At 73.2% G+C, this 19,418-nt stretch carries 21 protein-coding genes and 1 pseudogene; 15 read left to right on the top strand and 7 right to left on the bottom strand.

All coding sequences use genetic code 11. The annotated features are described in order from the left end of the window. The 3 genes and pseudogenes from ABT336_RS22610 to ABT336_RS22600 all read right to left on the bottom strand — a co-directional run. Positions 1-275: pseudogene (locus ABT336_RS22610) on the bottom strand (DNA repair protein RadA); the annotation flags it as partial. A 95-nt stretch (positions 276-370) separates the two neighbouring features. Then, entirely contained in the window at positions 371-1,135 is a 765-nt protein-coding gene (locus tag ABT336_RS22605) for a hypothetical protein (protein WP_350898788.1), read from the bottom strand. Positions 1,136-1,298: 163 nt separating this feature from the next. Further along, positions 1,299-2,138, bottom strand: a complete 840-nt coding sequence (locus ABT336_RS22600) for a UbiA family prenyltransferase (RefSeq protein ID WP_350898786.1) — start codon at positions 2,136-2,138, stop codon at positions 1,299-1,301. 45 nt (positions 2,139-2,183) lie between these two features. On the opposite strand from ABT336_RS22600, the gene ABT336_RS22595 reads away from it, so the two are divergent. From ABT336_RS22595 to ABT336_RS22580, 4 genes are all read left to right on the top strand, one after another. Continuing rightward, complete coding sequence (locus tag ABT336_RS22595; protein ID WP_350898784.1) at positions 2,184-2,939, top strand: methyltransferase domain-containing protein; 756 nt, start codon at positions 2,184-2,186, stop codon at positions 2,937-2,939. Positions 2,940-3,008: 69 nt separating this feature from the next. Beyond that, positions 3,009-4,175 carry an acyl-CoA dehydrogenase family protein gene (locus tag ABT336_RS22590; RefSeq protein WP_350898782.1) on the top strand — a complete coding sequence of 389 codons (1,167 nt, stop codon included), beginning with the start codon at positions 3,009-3,011 and terminating at the stop codon, positions 4,173-4,175. A gap of 55 nt (positions 4,176-4,230) precedes the next feature. Continuing rightward, entirely contained in the window at positions 4,231-5,289 is a 1,059-nt protein-coding gene (locus ABT336_RS22585; protein WP_350898780.1) for a type III polyketide synthase, read from the top strand. Positions 5,290-5,443: 154 nt separating this feature from the next. Further along, positions 5,444-6,040, top strand: a complete 597-nt coding sequence (locus tag ABT336_RS22580) for a hypothetical protein (protein WP_350898778.1) — start codon at positions 5,444-5,446, stop codon at positions 6,038-6,040. On the opposite strand, the gene ABT336_RS22575 is transcribed toward ABT336_RS22580, so the two are convergent. Next, on the bottom strand, positions 6,007-6,750 hold the full coding sequence (locus ABT336_RS22575; protein ID WP_350898776.1) for a hypothetical protein: 744 nt from the start codon (positions 6,748-6,750) through the stop codon (positions 6,007-6,009). The genes ABT336_RS22580 and ABT336_RS22575 overlap by 34 nt on opposite strands. Positions 6,751-7,065: 315 nt before the next feature. Here ABT336_RS22575 and ABT336_RS22570 point away from each other — a divergent pair, with 315 nt between their 5' ends. From ABT336_RS22570 to ABT336_RS22555, 4 genes are read left to right on the top strand one after another with little or no spacing between them, the layout of a single operon-like run. Beyond that, positions 7,066-7,551: a CarD family transcriptional regulator gene (locus ABT336_RS22570; RefSeq protein WP_007073334.1), complete on the top strand. Its 486-nt coding sequence runs from the start codon at positions 7,066-7,068 to the stop codon at positions 7,549-7,551. A gap of 54 nt (positions 7,552-7,605) precedes the next feature. Continuing rightward, positions 7,606-8,301, top strand: coding sequence for a 2-C-methyl-D-erythritol 4-phosphate cytidylyltransferase (gene ispD, locus ABT336_RS22565; RefSeq protein WP_350898774.1), 696 nt, complete (start codon positions 7,606-7,608; stop codon positions 8,299-8,301). A gap of 21 nt (positions 8,302-8,322) precedes the next feature. After that, entirely contained in the window at positions 8,323-8,805 is a 483-nt protein-coding gene (gene ispF / locus ABT336_RS22560) for a 2-C-methyl-D-erythritol 2,4-cyclodiphosphate synthase (protein ID WP_350898772.1), read from the top strand. Positions 8,806-8,815: 10 nt separating this feature from the next. Beyond that, positions 8,816-9,841 (top strand): tetratricopeptide repeat protein, encoded by a 1,026-nt coding sequence (locus ABT336_RS22555; RefSeq protein ID WP_350898770.1) that lies wholly within the window; start codon positions 8,816-8,818, stop codon positions 9,839-9,841. Positions 9,842-9,886: 45 nt separating this feature from the next. On the opposite strand, the gene ABT336_RS22550 is transcribed toward ABT336_RS22555, so the two are convergent. Further along, positions 9,887-11,056, bottom strand: a complete 1,170-nt coding sequence (locus tag ABT336_RS22550) for a homogentisate 1,2-dioxygenase (RefSeq protein WP_350898768.1) — start codon at positions 11,054-11,056, stop codon at positions 9,887-9,889. Between the two features lie 84 nt (positions 11,057-11,140). Between ABT336_RS22550 and ABT336_RS22545 the strand changes: the two genes are divergently transcribed. From ABT336_RS22545 to ABT336_RS22515, 7 genes are all read left to right on the top strand, one after another. Next, complete coding sequence (locus ABT336_RS22545; protein ID WP_350898766.1) at positions 11,141-12,073, top strand: hypothetical protein; 933 nt, start codon at positions 11,141-11,143, stop codon at positions 12,071-12,073. Next, a complete protein-coding gene (gene fahA, locus ABT336_RS22540; RefSeq protein WP_350898764.1) occupies positions 12,070-13,266 on the top strand; it encodes a fumarylacetoacetase in 1,197 nt (398 codons plus the stop codon). The genes ABT336_RS22545 and fahA overlap by 4 nt, the downstream gene beginning before the upstream one ends. Positions 13,267-13,477: 211 nt before the next feature. Next, positions 13,478-13,687 (top strand): DUF397 domain-containing protein, encoded by a 210-nt coding sequence (locus ABT336_RS22535; protein ID WP_350898762.1) that lies wholly within the window; start codon positions 13,478-13,480, stop codon positions 13,685-13,687. 198 nt (positions 13,688-13,885) lie between these two features. Continuing rightward, positions 13,886-15,139, top strand: a complete 1,254-nt coding sequence (locus ABT336_RS22530; protein WP_350898760.1) for an outer membrane protein assembly factor BamB family protein — start codon at positions 13,886-13,888, stop codon at positions 15,137-15,139. Positions 15,140-15,187: 48 nt separating this feature from the next. Next, positions 15,188-15,721 carry a hypothetical protein gene (locus ABT336_RS22525; RefSeq protein ID WP_350898758.1) on the top strand — a complete coding sequence of 178 codons (534 nt, stop codon included), beginning with the start codon at positions 15,188-15,190 and terminating at the stop codon, positions 15,719-15,721. Positions 15,722-15,780: 59 nt separating this feature from the next. Beyond that, on the top strand, positions 15,781-16,320 hold the full coding sequence (locus ABT336_RS22520; RefSeq protein WP_350898757.1) for a hypothetical protein: 540 nt from the start codon (positions 15,781-15,783) through the stop codon (positions 16,318-16,320). Positions 16,321-16,351: 31 nt separating this feature from the next. Further along, entirely contained in the window at positions 16,352-17,458 is a 1,107-nt protein-coding gene (locus ABT336_RS22515; RefSeq protein ID WP_350898755.1) for a COG1361 family protein, read from the top strand. A gap of 62 nt (positions 17,459-17,520) precedes the next feature. Here ABT336_RS22515 and hisC read toward each other — a convergent pair whose 3' ends face one another. After that, positions 17,521-18,624: a histidinol-phosphate transaminase gene (hisC, locus tag ABT336_RS22510; RefSeq protein ID WP_350898751.1), complete on the bottom strand. Its 1,104-nt coding sequence runs from the start codon at positions 18,622-18,624 to the stop codon at positions 17,521-17,523. Then, positions 18,621-19,418 (bottom strand): RDD family protein (locus tag ABT336_RS22505; protein WP_350898749.1); only part of this gene is annotated, 798 nt, incomplete at its 5' end. The genes ABT336_RS22505 and hisC, both read right to left, overlap by 4 nt.

Genomic DNA, 19,418 nt, shown 5'->3' with positions numbered 1-19,418 from the left:
GCGGCGCTGATCTCGGCGATCGGCCGGGCCGGCTCGGCGGGCATCCGGGAGCTGACCACCCGGCCCGCCACAGTGGGACCGGTGACGGTGGACTCGATCACCGAGCCCCACTCACCGCACTCCGGGCAGCGTCCCACCCACTTCGGCGGCTGGTGGCCGCAGGCGTCGCACTCGTACGCGGGGCGGGGTTCACGCCCGGCCCGACCCCGGCCGGTGGCGCCACCGGCGCGTCCCCGGCCGGCGCCGGCTTGCAGGTTCGATCGGGAGGTCGTCACACCAGGACGCTAACCGTCCCCTGCGACGAAAACACCGCCGGCGTGGTGGTGGCCACGGCGACGGTGTCGTCGATCGACGGGGGAAGGGGGTGTGATCAGTGCCCGTCGCCCTCGATGCCGAACTCGCGTTCGATGATCGGGGTGGGCGGTGCGGCCGGGCTGAGCGGCACGGCGACCGGTGCCGGCGTCGACAGCGTCTGCCCGTTGCCCAGGTCGAAGACCAGGTTGACCTGCTGGCCGGCGAGGAGCGTCTCGTTCAGGCCGATCAGCCGGAGCTGACCGGTGGCGCCGCCGGTGAGCTGCACGTAGCCCTGGGCCGGCACCTCGATCCGGGCCGGCTCACCGGCCGGTGCCGACTCGTCCGGCGACGGGGAGGCGTCCGGCGACGGGGACGCGTCCGGCGACGGGGACGCGTCGGGCGACGGGGAGGCGTCCGGTCCGGGGGAGTCGGACTCGGAGGGCTGGGGTCCGCCGGGGCCGGCGGGCGAGGAGGGGCTGCCCGGGGACTCGGACGGGGTGGGGCTGCCCTCGGTGCCGTCGGTGCCGCTCAACAGCACCTCGCGGGCGCTGTCGGTGGTGACGGTCACGGTGATCGCCTGCTGGGTGTCGTTGTAGAAGAACACACTCAGCGGGGCGTCGTCACCCGCCTGGTAGCCCTCGACACCGGGGTAGTCGACCTGGAGGCCCCGCACCTTGAACCCGTTGTCCGGGGTCTGGATGTTGACGCTCTGGACCGACGGCACCTTCTGGGCGGTCTCCGACACCTGGCCGGTCCCGCAGCCGGCCACCATGCCGGTCACCGCGGCCATTCCGGCCAGCACCACGGCCGCCCGTCGGGGTGCCCTGATCGAGCGCGTCACGTCGGTCCTCCTCGTCACGATCCCCACCCGGGCGTACGCCGGGCGCGGTGGCCATACCCGCGCAGACCGCGTTCAGGGTAGTGGGGGCGCGACGACCGCCGCACGGCGACCCGGGAATGCCGCCTTCCCGGGGCTGCCGGTACCGGCAGTCGGGGCCGCCCTGTCAGACCAGCCGCCCGCTGGCCACGAGCAGTACGACATCGATCAACGCCACCAGCAGTACCGCCCGGAAGGCGGCAGTTCCCCGTCCCGACGGGCGGGCCGAGATTCGGGCGGCGTACCAGCTCAGCGGCGGCACCACGGCGGCGGTGAGCACCGCCGCGAGGCCGAGGGCGGACGGCGGGCCGGGTGGCCCGAGCACCAGCCAGACGGTGGCGGCCAGGAGCAGCCCGGCGGCGGCGACCCGACTCCCGGTCGCCCCGACCCGGTGCGGCAGTCCGCGTACCCCGGTCCGGGCGTCGTCGGCGAGGTCGGGCAGCACGTTGGCGAAGTGTGCCCCGGCTCCCAGGCAGGCGGCCGCCCCGACCAGCCAGAGGGGTGGGGCGGGTGCCCCGGGCAGGGCCAGCACCACGAAGGCGGGAAGGGTGCCGAAGGAGAACGCGTACGGCAGCACGGAGAACGGCGTGGACTTCAACGGCCAGTCGTAGAGCAGCGCCGAGACCAGGCCGGCGGTGGCCCAGAGCGCCGCGACAGGGTTGGTGGTCAGCGCCAGCAGCGGGGTGGCCAGGGCGGCGGCCACCGCTGCCAGCGCGACGGTCCGCCGACCGACGAGTCCCCTGGCCACCGGTTTGTCGGTACGCCCCACGACGGCGTCGCGCCGGGCGTCGAGGGCGTCGTTCGTCCACCCGGTGGCGAGCTGACTCGCCGCCACGGTGCCCGCCACCGCCGCCACCGAGGCCGGTGGGTGCCCCACCCCCCAGGCGAGGAGCCCGGCGACCGCGGTGACCGCCATGGTCGGTTCCGGATGACTCGCTGTAATCAGCCCTAACACCCATCGCGACATAAGGGAAGTCTGGTCGTTACCGTCCAGTCGTGCCACGCTCTGTCCATGCGAGACGTGGGATCGATCCCGCCGTCCGGTCGGCTGCTGCCCCCCAACGACCCTAGGCAGTACGACGAACTCGCCGGTGAGTGGTGGCGACCCGACGGCGCGTTCGCGATGTTGCACTGGCTGGCGCGGGCCCGGGCGGCGCTGGTGCCTCCGGCGACCCGCCCCGGTGCCCTCCTGGTCGACCTGGGCTGTGGTGCCGGGCTCCTCGCCCCGCACCTGACGGGCAAGGGTTACCGGCACGTCGGAGTCGATCTCACCCGCTCGGCACTGGAACAGGCCGCCGACCACGGGGTGAACGTGGTCCACGCGGACGCGACGGCGGTTCCGCTCGCCGACGCGTGCGCCGACGTGGTCGCCGCCGGGGAGCTGCTCGAACACGTACCCGACTGGCGGCGGGTGGTCGCCGAGGCGTGTCGGCTGCTGCGCCCGGGGGGCCTGCTGGTCCTGGACACCCTTAACGACACCGCGCTGAGCCGCCTGGTCGCGGTGCACGTCGGGGAGCGGCTGCCCACCGTCCCCCGGGGAATCCACGACCCACGCCTGTTCGTGGACCATCGCGAGCTACTCGCCGAGTGCCGCCGGCACGGCGTGGACCTGCGCGTACGCGGTGTCCGGCCGGAGGTCGCCGGACTGGTCGGCTGGCTGACCCGGCGGATGCTCCCCGGGGTCGGTCCGGCCGGTAGCCCGCCCCGGATCGTGCCCACCTGGTCCACGGCGGTGTTGTACCAGGGGCGGGGGGTCCGGCGGGGATAGCGGAGAGCGCCGCCGGATGCGGGTGACGGCGTCGCGGCGGGGTAGTGGATGTCGGGAAGGGAGGCGAGGATGACGGTGCACGCGCTGGAGGCGGCCCGACGGTTGGCGCCACGGTTCGCCGCCCGGGCGGCCGGGCACGACCGCGACGGTTCTTTTCCGGTCGACGACTTCGAGGATCTGCGCGAGGCCGGTCTGTTCGGGCTGATGGTCCCCACCGAGCTGGGTGGCCTGGGGGCCACCTTCGCCGAGTACGCGGCGGTCGCCGGTGAGCTGGCGCGGGGCAACGGGGCCACGGCCCTGGTGTTCAACATGCACGCCTCGGTCACCGGTGCCCTCGGTGCGGTGACCGAGGAGCTGGCCGAGTCGCTCGGCGTACCCGACGAGGCGTTGGCCGCCCGGGACGTCCTGCTCCGGGCCGCCGCCGAGGGCTCCTGGTACGCGGTGGCGATGAGTGAACGCGGGGCGGGGGCCCGACTCTCCCGGCTGAGCACCGTCTACGAGCCGGTCGAGGGGGGCTGGCACCTCAAGGGCAGCAAGACCTTCTGCTCGGGTGCCGGGCACGCCGACGGCTACCTGGTGGCCGCGCGCAGCGCCACCGACCCGTCGGTGGTGTCCCAGTTCCTGGTTCCGGCCGGGAGCGGGCTGGAGGTGGAGTCGACGTGGGATTCCCTCGGCATGCGGGCCACCTCCTCGCACGACCTGCACCTTGACGTGACGGTGCCGACCGACCGGTTGCTCGGTGGGGTGGAGGGGCTGGCCCTGGTGGTCGCCCAGCTGATGCCGCACTGGTTGGTGGCCAGTTACGCGGCCGTCTACACGGGCGTGGCCCGGGCGGCGATCGACGCGGTGGCCGAGCACCTCGTCGCCCGGGACCTGACCGGGCTTCCTGCGGTACGGGCGAGGGTGGGGCGGGCCGACGCCACTGTGGCCGCCGCACAGCTCGCCGTGGCCGAGGCGGCCCGTCGGGTCGACGAAGCCCCCGGTGACGAGGAGACCAACCGCTGGGTGTGGCGGGCGAAGCTGCTTGCCGGCACCACGGCGGCAGAGGTGGCGGCCTCCATGCTGGAGGCGGCCGGGACGTCGGCGACCCGGCGTGGACACCCGTCGGAGCGGCTGTACCGGGACGCCCGGTGCGGCTCGCTGCACCCGGCGACCTCTGACGTCTGCGCCGACTGGCTCGGCATCGCGACGCTGGGCGGGGACCCGGACCGCGACGGATCGACCCCCCGGTGGTGACCGGCCCGGCGGTGGGATGCGGTGGGGACCTCCGCTGCGGGGACGTGGACGAGAGGTGGGTGCTGTGGCCGTACCGGTGATCGCGGGACTGGGGACGGCGCACCCGCCCTCGGCCGAGCAGGACGAGCTGTGGGCCGGGTTCTTCTCCGGGTACTTCTCCGGGGCTCCCAGGGCGCTGGCGCAACGGATCTTCGCCAACTCCGGGGTCAGGCGGCGGCAGGCGGTGGTGAGCCCGCTACTGGAGGACGTGTCGCAGTGGCCGACCGAGCGTCGGATGCGGCGGTACCAGGTGGAGGCGCTGCCGTTGGGTCGGGAGGCGGTGGCCCGGGCGCTCGCCGACGCCGGCCTGGCCGCCGATCGGGTGGGGCTGTTCGTGGTCTGCTCCTGCACCGGGTACGCCACTCCCGGGCTGGACATCCTGCTGGCCCGGGATCTCGGCATGGCCGTCGACACCCAGCGGATGTTCGTCGGGCACATGGGGTGTTACGCGGCGCTGCCGGGGCTGGGGGCGGCGAGCGACTTCGTGACCGCCCGGGGGCGGCCGGCGGTGCTGCTCTGCGCGGAGCTGACCAGCCTGCACCTGCAACCGGCGGGCAGCCGGATGGACACCCAGCAGATCGTCTCCCATGCGCTCTTCTCGGACGCCGCCGTCGCCGCAGTGCTCGTTCCCGGCGGTCCGGGGTACGCGCTGCGCGAGGTCGCCTCGGTCACCGACACCAGCACCGCCGACCACATGACCTGGGACGTCACCGACACCGGTTTCCGGATGGGCCTGTCGTCGAAGGTGCCCCAGGTGCTGTCGGTGCACGTCCGGGGGCTGGTGGAGGATCTGCTCACCCGACACGGGACGAAGATGTCCGAGGTGGACGGCTGGGCGGTGCATCCCGGGGGCCCGCGCATCCTCAACGTGGTGGAGCAGGAGTTGGCTCTGCCGCCGGACGGGCTGACCGCCTCGCGGGCGACCCTGGCCGAGCACGGCAACTGTTCCTCGCCCACTGTCCTGCTGATCCTGGACCGGCTGCGCGGTGCCCCACGGCCGCCGGATCGGATCGTCATGCTGGCCTTCGGTCCCGGGCTCACCCTCTACGCCGCCCTGCTCGACCGACGGGCCTGAGCCTCCACGTCCCATGGCCACAGCGGCCGACCGCCCCACCGCGCCTGCGGCCGACCGCTCCACCGCCGCCGACTGCCCCACCGCCGCCGTCGAGGGGGCGGTGGGGCGCGTTCGCGCAGGTGCGGGGGGTCCGAAGGCTCGTTACCCTCGACGGGTGAGTGGCGAGGCGGCTGGCCGGTTCCGTGGTGCCCTGCTGTTCGGGATGGTTCTGGTGACCCTCCTCGGTGGTGGTCTCTGGTGGCGGGCGAGCGCCCCGGAGGCGACCGGTGCCCCACCGGTCGCGGTCCCGCCCGAACTGGTCAGGTGGCCTGCGGACGGCTCCGGCTCGGTCACCGTCGATCCCCGTTCGGGGCGGGCGGCGGCGAGTGCGGGTCGACCGTCGACGTACGGCGGCTTCGCGGCGGGCGGGTATCCCTGGATCAGGCCGGTCCTGCAGGACCAGGCGACCATCACCTCCGGGCAGACGGTCAGGTGGGAGTTCTCTCCCGGCGTGCGCAGCCGGTACGTCCTGGAGTACCGGTGCACCGGGTCCCGGGCCCTGCTCGTGTGGGTCTGGGCGGGGCGGGGCCGGGTCGCCGAGGCGGACCGGTCGGCGTGTGACGGATCGGTGGTCCGGATCGAGATCCCGGGGGACAGCGGGCAGGTCCGGATCAGGATGGGGACCTACCGCCGGGGGTCGGCCGAGGTCCGGATCCAACTGGTCGCCCTACCGGCGGGTCAGCGGGCGAGTGAGACCAGTTCGGCGCGGTAGTCGTCGACCGCCCGGACCTCCGGGTGCACCCGCTGCACGGTGCCGGACCGGTGCACCAGCAGCACAGTGGTGCTGTCGGGGCGGGCCGGCAGGTGGAGGAAGGCCCGCAGCCCGCCGGCCGGGTCGGCCAGGGCCCGGACCGTCTGTGGGTTGATCGGGTGGGCGTCGTCGGAGGTGGGTGTGGGGGCGGGAACCGGGGCGGTGTCGCCGGTCACCGTGACGACTGTGACCCCCTCGGGCACGGCGCTGACCGCGTCGGCGACCTGTGCGGCGCAGACGCACCCGTCGACCAGAATGATCACGGCGGGCAGGAGGCCCCGGAGCGAGATCGGATCCTGGTCGGAGTCGACCAGGTCCAGCGCCGGCAGGGAGTGACCGGCCAGTCCGGTGGCCGTCGGGTACGGCACGACAGTGGGGCGGTCACCGCCGCGTGGCGGCCGGGGCCAGGCCCCGGAGAGCAGGGCGGTGGTGGCGGTGACGGCGATGACCAGCAGGATCATCAGTGGTAGTCCCACCACCCGGCTGCCGGTCCCGCCGAGTCGCCGCTGCCACCGTCGGCGGCGGGCCTCGGCGCGCAGCTCCTGGCGGACGAGGGTGGCTTCGTCGGCGAGGGCGGAGAGGTCGTCGGGGACGACGATCCGGCCCCACTCGGGGGGAAGGTCGGGGAGGCCGTCGGTGGGACCCTGGTCCTCTGCGTCCGGTATGCCCATCGGACCCCCTGAAACCGTCTCGGCCGGGTGGCGTGTCCTCCAGGGTCCCCCACCTCGGTGGTCTGGCGCTACACCTGGGCGCGGCGGGAATTCGCCGGATATCATGGGGTCGACTGCCCTGCCGGGCTCGCGAGTGCCCTGACCAGGGCGCCACCCGGCGATTACGGAGAGTGTTCAATCCACCCGTTTGGCTCCATGTCAAGCGGAAGAAATACCTCTCACATGGCCCCTGAGCTGCGCCAACGGTCAGGACAGCGGTGAGACATCGGTGCCTGAGCGTGTTACCCTAGACACAGCGAAAGGGGTTTCGAACCTATGGTTTTCAGTGTCGGCGAGACCGTTGTTTACCCCCACCACGGGGCCGCACTCATCGAGGCAATCGAGACTCGGGTCATCAAGGGCGAGCCTAAGCAGTACCTCGTCCTGAGGGTCGCACAGGGTGACCTGACCGTCCGGGTGCCCGCTGAGAACGCCGAGATCGTGGGCGTGCGTGAGGTGGTCGGCGAAGAGGGCCTGGGCAAGGTCTTCGACGTTCTCCGGGCTCCGCACACCGAGGAGCCGACCAACTGGTCGCGGCGTTACAAGGCAAATCTGGAGAAGTTGGCCTCCGGTAACCCGCTGAAGGTCGCCGAGGTGGTTCGTGACCTGTGGCGCCGGGAGCGGGAGCGGGGCCTGTCGGCCGGCGAGAAGCGGATGCTCGCCAAGGCCCGCGACATCCTCGTCGGTGAGGTCGCGCTGGCGGAGAAGAGCACCAAGGACGAGGCGGAGACGCTGCTCGACAAGGTCCTGACCGAGGCCTAGTCTGCGCAGCATCCTCATACCCACCCCGTAGCAAGCGAATCCGAGGACCGCGACGTGACCGCGCAGCTCAACCCGCGCGGTGACGTCGCGGTCCTCGTGCCTGCGGCAGGTGCGGGAGTGCGCCTCGGACCGGGTGGCCCCAAGGCGCTCCGGACCCTTGCCGGCGAGCCGCTGCTGGTCCACGCGGTACGCCGGCTCGCCGCCGCCGCTTCGGTGCACACTGTCGTGGTGGCCGCTCCGGCCGCCGAGGTCGACCACGTCAGGCGGCGGCTCGCCCCGGTGGCTCCGGTGACCGTGGTGCCCGGCGGTGCCGAACGTCAGGCGTCGGTCGCCGCCGCCCTGGCCGTGGTGCCGGCCGGTCCGGAGATCGTCCTGGTGCACGACGCCGCCCGGGCGTTGACCCCATCCGACCTGATCGAGTCGGTGGCCGCCGCCGTCCGGGCCGGTCACGACGCGGTGATCCCGGTCCTGCCGGTGGTCGACACGATCAGGAGGGTCGACGCCGGGGAGCAGGCCCTCGGAACTGTCGACAGGTCGACGCTGAGGTCGGTGCAGACCCCGCAGGGTTTCCGCCGGTCGGTGTTGGCCGCCGCCCACGCCGCCGCCGCCGACTCCCTCACCGACGACGCGGGTCTCGTCGAACGGCAGGGCGTGCCGGTGCGGTGCGTACCCGGCTCGGAGTACGCCCTCAAGATCACCAGACCGTTCGACCTGACGCTCGCCGAGCACCTGCTCGCCGCCGGGGCCTGAGTCGCCGCGTACCCTCGTCTCATGATCGTTCCCCGGGTGGCCATCGGCACCGACGTCCATGCCTTCGAGGCGGGGCGGCCCTGTTGGGTGGCGGGCCTGCACTGGCCGGACCAGGACGGCCTGGCCGGTCACTCGGACGCCGACGTCGGTGCCCACGCGGTCTGCAACGCGCTGCTCTCCGCCGCCGGTCTCGGTGACCTCGGGTCCAACTTCGGGGTGGCCGAGCCGGAGTGGGCCGGTGCCCCCGGTGTGGCCCTGCTCGTCGAGACCGCCCGCCGGGTCCGGGCCGCCGGGTTCGAGATCGGCAACGTCTCGGTCCAGATCGTCGGGGTACGCCCGAAGATCGGACCGCGTCGGGCGGAGGCGGAGCGGGCGCTCTCCGAGGCCGTCGGTGCCCCGGTGACCGTCTCCGCCGCCACCACCGACGGGCTCGGTTTCACCGGCCGGGCCGAAGGGCTCGCCGGGATCGCCGTGGCCCTGGTCTACCCGGTCGCGTCGGCCTAGGCTCACCGCGATGTCGAACGACGCCTCACCCGACCGGTCCTCGGCCGACGGCTACCTCCAGCGGGCACAGCTGCTCGCCGAACTCGGCCGGTACGACGAGGCCGCGGCCGAACTCGGGTACGCCGTCTCCCTCGACCCGGCCGACCCGCTGGCGCTGACCATGCTGGCCCAGGTCCATCTGGCTGCCGACCGACCGGGTGAGGCGCGTACCGCTGCCGAGTCGGCGGTCGCCGCCGCACCGCAGTTCGTCCCGCCGCTGGTGGTGCGGGCCCTGGCCCTGGTAGACCTGCGGGAGTACGCCGAGGCGGCCCGGACCGCCGACGAGATCCTGAGAATGGGGCCGGACGACGCGTACGCCCAGCGGAGCGCGGCGGCGATCCTGGCCGGCGCCCGCAACGGGCAGCCCGCGTTGAACGCGGCCTGGCGTGGGGTGGAACTGGCCCCCGAGGACCCCCAGGCCCACCTGGTCCTCGGCCTGGTCGCGGCCCGGATGGAGCTGTTCGACCTGGCGGAACGGGCCTACCGGGAGGCGCTTCGGCTCGACCCGCAGTTGGCCGAGGCCCGGCACGACATCGGGGTGCTCCGGTTGGAGCAGCGACGGTACGCCGAGGCGCTGGAGGACCTGGCCGAGGCGGCGGCGATGAGCCCGGGGCGGGTGGACTCCCGGCGGACCATCTCCACCGGGGTACGCCGCCTGGTGCTGTACGGGGCCGGGTGGTCCCTGGTCGCCACGGTCCTGGTGGCCTGCGTGGCGGCCGGGAACGGCGCGCTGTCCCGGCTCTTCGCCGTGGCGGCGGCGCTCGGCGGTGGCCTGCTGGTCTGGCGCTTCGCGGCCGGGCTCCCCGGGCTCACCGACACCGTCCTGCCCGGGCTGCTGCGCTCCGACCGGCTGCTCGCCATGGCCGTGTTCGCGGTGGCCGCCGGCCCCGTGCTGATCCTGCTCTACGCCGTCTTCGGCACGCCCTGGCCGCTGGTGTTGGCGATCGCCGTCACCGCCGTCGCCCAGGTGGCGATCTACCACCGACCGGTGGCCTGACCCCGGCCTGTGTCGGGCCGGGGCGGCACCGGTCCCTGTCGACAGTCACCCCCGGGGGCCGGCCCAGGTGAAGGCGTAGGCGTCGTCCTCGCAGGTGCGGGCGGCGGCGCAGAGGTCCAGGGGTCGGAAGGTGTCGACCATGACGGCCAGCTCGTCGAAGTAGTCGACGCCGATCGACCGTTCGGCGGCCCCGGGCTGCGGGCCGTGGGTGAAACCGGACGGGTGCAGGGAGATCGAACCCTGTCCGATGCCGGAACCGCGTCGGGCCTCGTAGTTGCCGCCGGTGTAGAAGAGCATCTCGTCGGAGTCGACGTTGTGGTGGTGGTACGGCACCGGGATGGCGTCCGGGTGGTAGTCGACCTTGCGGGGCACGAAGGAGCAGATCACGAAGTTGGGTCCGGCGAAGGTCTGGTGCACCGGTGGGGGCTGGTGGATCCGGCCGGTGATCGGCTCGAAGTCGTGGATGGAGAAGGCCCACGGGTAGAGGTGACCGTCCCAACCGACCACGTCGAACGGGTGGTGGGCGTAGACGTACCGGGTCCAGCCGTTGCGGTGTCGGACCAGCACCTCGACGTCGGTGTCGTCGACCTGCCACGGCGTGTCCGGTCCCCGGACGTCCCGCTCGCAGTACGGGGAGTGCTCCAGGAACTGCCCGCGTACGGAGAGGTAGCGCTTGGGTGGGCCGATGTGCCCTGTCGCCTCGATGGTGAGCAGCCGGGTCGGTTCTCCTCCGGTGGGGACGAGCCGGTGGATGGTGGAGGTGGGGATGACGACGTAGTCCCCGGCGACGGCTTCCAGCACCCCGAACGGCGACTCCACCCGCAGCCCCCCGGTCTCCACGTAGAGGCACTCGTCGCCGGTGGCGTTGCGGTAGAGGGGGCCGGGCCGGTCGGCGAGGACGTACCCGATCCGGACGTCGTCGTTGGCGAGCAGGTACGCCCGGCCGAGCACCGGGTCGGTGTCGGTCCCGTCGAGCTGGTGGGTCCGCAGGTGCCGGGGCTTGAGCGGGAGGTTGGGCACCCGTTCCACGGCGGGCGGGCGGAACTCCTCGGCGGCGACGACGGCGGTCGGGGCGTACCGGTGGTAGAGCAGGGACGAGTCGGCGGAGAAACCCTCCTGGCCCATCAGCTCCTCGGCGTAGAGGCTGCCGTCGGGCTGGCGGAACTGGGTGTGCCGCTTGCGGGGCACCTCACCGACGCGGCGGTAGTACGGCATGTCCCCTCCCGGGTGCCACCTCGACGCGTCCGGTAATCGGACGCTGTTGTCCGTTCCTCGTAGCGTCCCGTAGATTCTTGTCTCGTGTCAACGCAGGTGCCCCGCCTCCTGGCCGGACTGGTGGACGACGCGGCCGTCTTCCCGCCGGGCAGCGCGACACTGCCCGACGCGGTCGCCGGCCACCGTCGACACCGCACCCGGTGGTACGCCGACCTGGTCGGCCCGCTGCTGCTGCCGGCCACCGCCCTGACCGACCTGGCCGGGCTGCTCGCCCCCGACGAGCGGATCGAGGTCGGGGTGATCGCCGACGTTCCGCTCGACCGGCTCGACGCCGCACTCGCCGAGGTCGACCCCCGCGTCACAGTCCGCCAGGTGGAGGCGGCGGTGGGCCGGCGCAGCGAGGACCCGCAACCGGGCCTGACCGAGCTGCTCGCCTTCGTCGCCCGCCACGACGGGCTCGCCGTCCACGCCGAGATCCCGTTGACCTTCGGCCTGATGGGTGCCCTGGACACCCTCGCCGAGGCGCGCAGCGTCCCGCCGTCGCCCGTCCCGCCCTCGCCCGTCCCGCCCTCGCCCGTCCCGCCGTCGCCCGTCCCGCCGTCGCCCGTCCCGGCTTCGGTGGCGGCGAAGTTCCGCACCGGCGGGCTCGCCGCCGAACTCTTCCCCACCCCGACGGAACTGGCGGCGGTCATCTGCGCCTGCCGGGACCGGGCCCTTCCGTTCAAGCTGACCGCCGGGCTGCACCACGCGGTCCGCCACCGCGACCCGGAGACCGGTTTCACCCATCACGGCTTCGGCAACGTGCTGGCCGCCGTCCTCGCCGCCGACGGCGGGGCCGACGTGTCGACGGTGGCGGCGCTGCTCGCCACCACCGACCCGGTCCCCCTCGTCGAACCGGCTCGTGCCGCCCGCGACCGGGTTCGTCCGCTCTGGGTCGGGTACGGCTCGTGCAGCATCCTGGAACCACTGACCGATCTGATCCGGCTGGGGCTGGTGAACGGGGGGTACGACGCATGACCTGGGTGACTGGCGCGAACGGGTCGCCGTACGGGGTGACCAACCTGCCGTACGGGGTGTTCCGACGGTCCGGGGACCAGCCCCGCATCGGCGTACGGATCGGGGATCTGGTCCTCGACCTGGCCGGGGCGGAGGCCGCCGGTCTGGTGCTGGCCGGTGGGGCGCTGTCCCGCCCGACGCTCAACGAGTTCATGGCGCTCGGCCGACCGCAGTGGACGGCGGTCAGGCAGCGGGTGACCGAGCTGTTGACCGACTCCGCACATCAGGAGGCGGTGCACCCCCTGTTGATCGGCCTGGCGGAGGTGGAGTTGCTGCTCCCCTTCGAGGTGGCCGACTACGTCGACTTCTACTCCTCGGAACACCATGCCGCGAACGTCGGGCAGATCTTCCGTCCCGGCCAGCCTCCGCTGCTGCCCAACTGGAAGCACCTGCCGATCGGCTACCACGGGCGGGCGGGCACCGTCGTGGTCTCCGGCACCCCTGTGGTGCGACCCCGTGGGCAGCGGGCCACGCCCGAGGGGCCGGTCACCGGCCCCTCGGCGCGCCTCGACATAGAGGCGGAGATCGGCTTCGTCGTCGGGGTTCCCAGTCCGCTCGGGAGCCCGGTGGACGTGGCCGACTTCGCCGACCACGTCTTCGGGGTGGTGCTGGTCAACGACTGGTCCGCCCGGGACATCCAGGCTTGGGAGTACCAGCCCCTCGGCCCCTTCCTGGGCAAGTCCTTCGCCACCTCGGTGTCGGCCTGGGTGACTCCGCTGGAGGCGCTCGGTGCGGCGTTCGTACCCGCTCCGGAGCAGGACCCGGTGGTCGCCGACTACCTGCGCGACGTCCCTCATCTGGGGCTTGACCTGCGAATCGCCGTCGACTGGAACGGCGAGCGGGTCACCGAACCCCCCTTCGCCACCATGTACTGGACCCCGGCCCAGCAGCTCGCCCACCTGACAGTCAACGGTGCCTCCCTGCGCACCGGTGACCTCTACGCCTCCGGCACCGTCTCCGGGCCCGACCGGCGGCAGGTCGGTTCGTTCCTGGAGCTGACCTGGGGTGGGACCGAGCCGGTCACTGTCGCGGGGGAGAGCCGCACCTTCCTCGCCGACGGGGACACCGTGACGCTCACCGCCACCGCGCCCGGAGTGGACGGCACCGTCGTCGCCCTCGGCGAGGTGACCGGGACCATCAGTCCGCCCCGCTGACCGAAATTGGTCGGTGTCGGCATTGCTCCGACACCTCCACCGCGTTCTCCTTCGGCTTCTCCGTCGCACCGGCTGTCCGATCGGGACGGGTCGCTGCCGCGTTGATCGAGCCGGGTTCCCGACGTCGGGGCGTACGCCGGGACCCGGTCGGCGCCGTGACTCGACGGCGCCGACGTCGTGACACGTCCGAGCCGACAGGAGAAGAACGATCATGATCGACCTTACCGGCGCCCAGTGGCGCACCAGCAGCCGCTCCAACGACCAGGGGCTCTGCGTCGAGGTGGCGGACAACCTCGTCGGCACCGTCGGCGTGGTGGCGGTCCGGGACTCCAAGGACCCGTCGGGCCCGGCGCTGGCGGTGAGCCCGCAGGGCTGGAGCGCGTTCGTCGGGGCGCTGCGCACGGGGCAGCTGCCGGCCTGACCGTACCGGGCGGATCCGGCACCGTGGCCGGGTTCCGCCTGGATGGCCACCAGCGGCGGACACCTCCGCCGCTGGGGCCACGTCGGTGGCGCACGGCCCGTACGGTGACCGTGGCCTCGACCGTCCCCATTCCGGCGCGGGCGGCCTGACCGGGGCGGCGGCGACCCTCCTCGGTAGGGTGCCCGGCGGAGGTGGGGTATGGGTTTCCCGAAGGGACGAAGGTTCGTCGCAGCGGTCGTCGCGGCGCTGATCTGCGTCGGGCTGGTCGGTGTCGTCGTGTACCGGGTACTCGCACCCGCCGAGGTGGTCACCCCGGCCACCGCCGCTCTGCCTCCGGTGGCCGATCCGGAGCCGAAGGTGGTGGCCCGGCTTCCGGTGGCCCCGCTGATCGTCGAAGGCCGGTTCCGCGTCTACGCGGCCACCCGTCAGGTGTACGCGGACAGCCCCGTCGACGGTCGGTCCCGCAACACCCCGTACTGGTCGTACCGGCGGTGGCCGGCTCAGGTCAGCGGGGTGGTGGCGAACGGCACCACCGTGCTGAGTCGTTGGTCGGACGGGAAGCTGGTGGCGCTGGACGCCCTGACCGGTGAGGTGGCCTGGCAGGCCGACGGGCCGGAGCCGGCCGAGGGTTGGACCTCCCGGCGGACCGGGGCCGACGCGGTCTGGGATCCGCCCGGACTCCTCGCGGCCCGCGACGCGGCGGGGGGCACGGTCGTCGTGGTCTCCGGTGCCGAGCGGTTGAACGCCTTCGCCGTCGCCGACGGCCGGGAACTCTGGACCGTCGAGGTGGACGGGTCCTGCCGCTCCGACGTGGGCACCACGTCGGCCGGGCAGTTCGTCGCCGTCGACAGGTGCGCCGAGCCGGTGGTCGAGTTCCGCGACCTCGCCACCGGGGAGCCCGCCGACCGGTGGCAGCCCCCGGGTGCCACAGCCGAACTCGGTGCCACCCTCGTCGGGTGTGCCGCCGTCCGGACGAACTGCCGGGGCCTGCGTACGACGGGTGCGGACGGGGACGCGACCCGGGGATGGTTGGTCGGCGGGAGGGCACCACGGCCGGCCCCGGCACTGGACCCGGTCGGTGCCGAGCTGGACGGGGAGCGGGTGGTGACGGTGACCGACCACGGGGCGGTCGCCCGATCGGTGCGCACCGGGGAGGAGCTGTGGCGTCGGGGGGACCTGCCCACGGGGACCCGGATCCTCGCCGTCCAGCCCGGCCGGGTCCACCTGCTCACGCCGATGCGGGGGCTGATCACGCTGGATCCGAGCACCGGCGCGGAGCACTCCCGGTTCGCGCTCGCGGCGGGTCGGGACGGGGTGGGCTGGGCGCCGGGTCGGGCGTACGCCCAGGACGGCTACCTGGCGGTAGAGCGGCTGAAGGAGCCGGTCGCGCCGGACGCCGACGACTCGCGGTACTTCCTCACCCCGGAGGCGGTGGTCCTCGCCGCGACGTGAACGTCCATCGAATTGGACATAGCGTCAGATAACTCTTAAAATTCCCCCGTGCGAGTCCTGTCAGCCGTACTCGGTGCCGTAATGGTGCTGGCCGTCCCGGGGGTGCCGGAGCGTCAGGGGTCGGCCCAGGCCGTCGTCCTCGCCCGTACGGTCGGGGTGGACATCACCGTTCCCGCCGCCGTCAACCTGGGGACCGGGTTCGTCGGGGGAGTCCTGACCGGGCAACTCGGCACTGTCGCGGTCCGCGACCAGCGAGGCCCGGTCAACCCGAACACCTGGATCGCCACCGTCTCGGCGACCGCCTTCGTCACCGGCGTCGGGGGAGCGGATCGGACCATCGCCGCCGGTCAGGTGTCGTACTGGTCGGGGCCGGCGGTCCGGACCACCGGCGGCGGGATCCTCCTGCCGGGGCAGTTGACATCGCTTCAGGCGGTCTCCCTGGGTGCCACCCGGGAGGCGTTCCGCAAGACTGCGGGAAGCGGCAACAACACTGTGGAGTGGGTGCCGACCATCCGGATCTCCATCCCGGCCGGAGTGGTGGCGGGCACCTATCGGGGCACCATCACCCACTCCGTAGCCTGATCGGGCGAAATGCACCTTTGTGGGCTTTGTGAGCTTTCTGTCGGTTTAGCCTGGTCGTCATGAGGAAGCCACTTCTTGCCCTGGCTGCCGGGGCTGCGGTGCTCACGATGGCGACACCGGCCGCCGCCGCGCCATCGGGGGACACCATCGTCACCTTCACCGTGTCCACCGCCAACCTGGACATCTCCGTGCCGCCGTCGGTGAACCTCGGTGCCGTCTTCGCCGGGTCGACAGCCAGCGGTCAACTCGGCAACGTCACGGTCACCGACAGCCGGGCCGCCCTCTCGGCCACCTGGACGGCGACGGTCAGCAGCACCGCCTTCACCACCGGCGGCGGCACCGGACCGGAGACCATCCTGCCCAACCTGGTCGAGTACTGGTCCGGACCGGCGGTCAACACCACCGGGACCGGAACCTTCGTTCCCGGCCAGACCACCTCCGCCGACGCGGTGACCCTGAGCCTCCCCCGGGTCGCGTTCTCCAAGACCTCGGGCGCCGGCAACAACACCGCCACCTGGAACCCGAGCATCCGGATCACCATTCCGGCCGGCGCTGTCGGCGGCAGCTACACGGGGGTGATAACCCATTCGGTGGCCTGACCGCACCCTGATCGGCACCCTCGCCCTGGCCGTGGCCCTCGTGGTCACCGCCGGGGCACCGGTGCGCCCGGCCGAAGGGGCTGCCCCCACGTCGGCCCGACAGCCCGTCGCCGCAGTGGCCCACCCGGTCACGGCGGCGCAGCCCGACTGGCCGGAGGACGAGCAACCAGGCATCCGGCCTGTCGACCGGGACCGGCCGAGGACCCCGACCGCCGGGCCGAGCCCGACACCGACCGGCCCCGCCGCCGAGGTCGGCATCCGGCTGCTCGACGCCCCGGTCAACCGCCGGGACGACAGCCGGGCCCACAAGTACGTCGTCGACCACGTCAAGCCCGGCACGACGATCAAGCGGCGGGTGGTGGTGAAGAACCCGTCGACGATCCGCCGGGACGTCGCCGTCTACGCCGCCGCCGCCGACGTCGACGAGGGCGGGTTCCGGTTCGCACCGGAGCGGTCCGAGAACGAGCTGAGCAGCTGGATCGACGTCGACCGGACCGAGGCGAACCTCGCCCCGGACGAGGAGGAGACCGTCCAGGTCACCATCACGGTGCCCCGACAGGCCTCCGCCGGTGAGCGGTACGCAGTCGTCTGGGCCGAGGTCTCCGGGGTCGACGAGGAGAACGTCCGCAACATCGGGCGGACCGGGGTCCGGGTCTACCTGTCGGTCGGGCCGGGCGGCGAACCGCCGTCCAGCTTCGACATCGGGGGCCTGACCGGCTCCCGTCCCCCCGACGGCAACCCGGTGGTGACCGCAGAGGTCCGCAACACCGGCCGCCGGGCCCTGGACCTCGCCGGTCAGCTCTGGCTCACCGACGGGCCGGGGGGCCTCGCCGTCGGACCGGTACGCGCCGAGGCGAAGACCCTCGCCCCCGGCGCGAGCACCACAGTCCACGTCGTGCTGGACAGCCGACTACCCGACGGACGGTGGACTGCCAAGCTCGACCTCGCCAGTGGCTGGACGAAGGGAACAGTCACCGCCACGGTGACCTTCGGGGCCACACCGGCGCTGGTCGCTGACGACGAGCCGGCACCCTGGGTGCTCACCGGCGGACTGATCGCCTCCGCCCTGGTGCTCACCCTCCTGGGCGGGTACGCGTACCGTCGGCGGACCCGGAGCGTCACAGTCGCCCCGGCGTAGCCGACGTCTCCCCGCCCCGAGGAGGACGACCCCCCGCCCGGCGTGGCCGATGCCTCCTCCCGTCAGCCGAGGGCGACCTCGGCGGCGGCGAGGAAGACGTCGTTCTCCTCAGGGGTGCCGATGGTGACCCGGACACCGTCACCGGCGAACGGGCGGACGATCACCCCCCGGGACTCGCACGACCTGCCGAACTCCACCGCCCGGTCGCCGAGCGGCAACCAGACGAAGTTCGCCTGGCTGGCGGGCACGTCCGGGACGAGTTTGCGCAGCGACTCGGTGACCCGCTCCCGCTCGGCGACCACCAGGGCACAGCGTCGGCGTACCTCGTCGGCCTCGGCGAGCGCGGCGAGCGCGGCTGCCTGGGCGGCCATGCTGGTCGAGAAGGGGGTGACCACCTTGCGGACCGCCGCCGCCACCGCCGGGGCGGCGACCAGGAAACCGATCCGCAGACCGGCCAGCCCCCACGCCTTGGACATCGTGCGCAACACCACCACGTTCGGGCGGTCCAGGTAGCTCAGGCCGTCGGGCACCTGCGGGTCGGTGACGAACTCCCGGTACGCCTCGTCGATGACGACAAGGACGTTCTCGCCCACCGAGTCGAGGAACCGGTCCAGCTCGGCCTTGCGGACCGCCGTACCCGTGGGGTTGTTCGGGTTGCAGACCAGGACCATCCGGGTCCGGTCGGTCACCGCCGCCGCCATCGCCGCGAGGTCGTGACCGTGCCCTGCGTCGTTGGGCACCCGCACGCTCGTCGCGCCGCTGGTCGCCGCGATGATCGGGTACGCCTCGAAGGAGCGCCACGAGTAGAGCAGTTCGTCCCCGGGCAGGCAGGTGGCCCGGACCAGGTGCTCGGCCAGTGCCACCGAACCGCAGCCGGTGGCGACCTGGTCGACGTCGACGCCGTACCGCTCGGCGATGGCCTCGCGCAGCGCCACCACACCCATGTCCGGGTACCGGTGCGAACCGGCCACCGCCTCGGTCACCGCCGCCACCACACCCGGCAGCGGCCCGTACGGCACCTCGTTGCTGGCCAGCTTGATCGCCTCGGGGAGCCCCAGCTCGCGGGCCAGGTCCGCCGGGCTGCGACCCGGTACGTAGTTGGGTAGCGCGTCGAGGTCGGCGCGGGTCAACCGCAGCGGCTGCTGAGGCGCAGGGGTCTGCGTCATGACGTCTCCTTCTCCGGCTGGGGGTTCTCGGAGCCGGGGGTGGGGGTGCCCGCCGTCCGGGGGACCTGGATCATCACGGTCTGGGCGCGTTTGTCGTGCAGGGCCTGCCGCAGCGGGTGGTCGAACAGCGGCGAGAGGGCGTCGATGAGCTGGAGTATCAGACCCAGCCCGCAGCAGTACCAGAGCAGGGTCGGCAGGCCGAGGGTGTTCCACCGGCGCAGCGACCTGCCGAACCCGAGCGGGGCGTCCTCGGCCATCGGGACGGCCCGGATCCGCATCATCCGCTTGCCGAACGTCTGACCGCTCGACGCCATCGCCGGGACCTCGTAGGCGAACCAGAGGGCGGTGGCGATCAGGAGGATGGCGACCTGGAGACCACCGGCCTGGTCGCCGGGCGGCGGAAGCCCGTCGGTGGAGGAGTCACCGGCGATCGCCCGGCGCATCACCTCCCGCCAGTACGGCGTCATCTCGTCGACGTAGCGCCAGACGAACCAGCCGTTGACCACCGCGTTGAGGGCGAACACGATGCCGAAGTCGATCAGCCGGGCGACCAGCCGGGCACCGTACGAGGCGAGCGGGAAGCCGTGCGGGCGCGGGGCGGGCGGCCGGATCGCCCACGCCTGCTGGGGCCAGCCGGGCGGGGCCCCGTACCCGGGGGGCCAGGGGGGCTGCCCGGGCGTGCCCGGGGGCGGCCCCGACCAGCCGGGTGGGGGCGGGGTGCCCGGCTGCTGGGCCTCGGGGCCACCGGGCGCCCCGAGCCCCGTGGAGCCGCCGGCTGCGCCGGAGTCGCCGGG

This window comes from Micromonospora sp. NPDC000207 (assembly GCF_040300925.1).
Classification (GTDB): domain Bacteria; phylum Actinomycetota; class Actinomycetes; order Mycobacteriales; family Micromonosporaceae; genus Micromonospora.
This window is presented reverse-complemented; position numbering and strand designations above follow the sequence as displayed.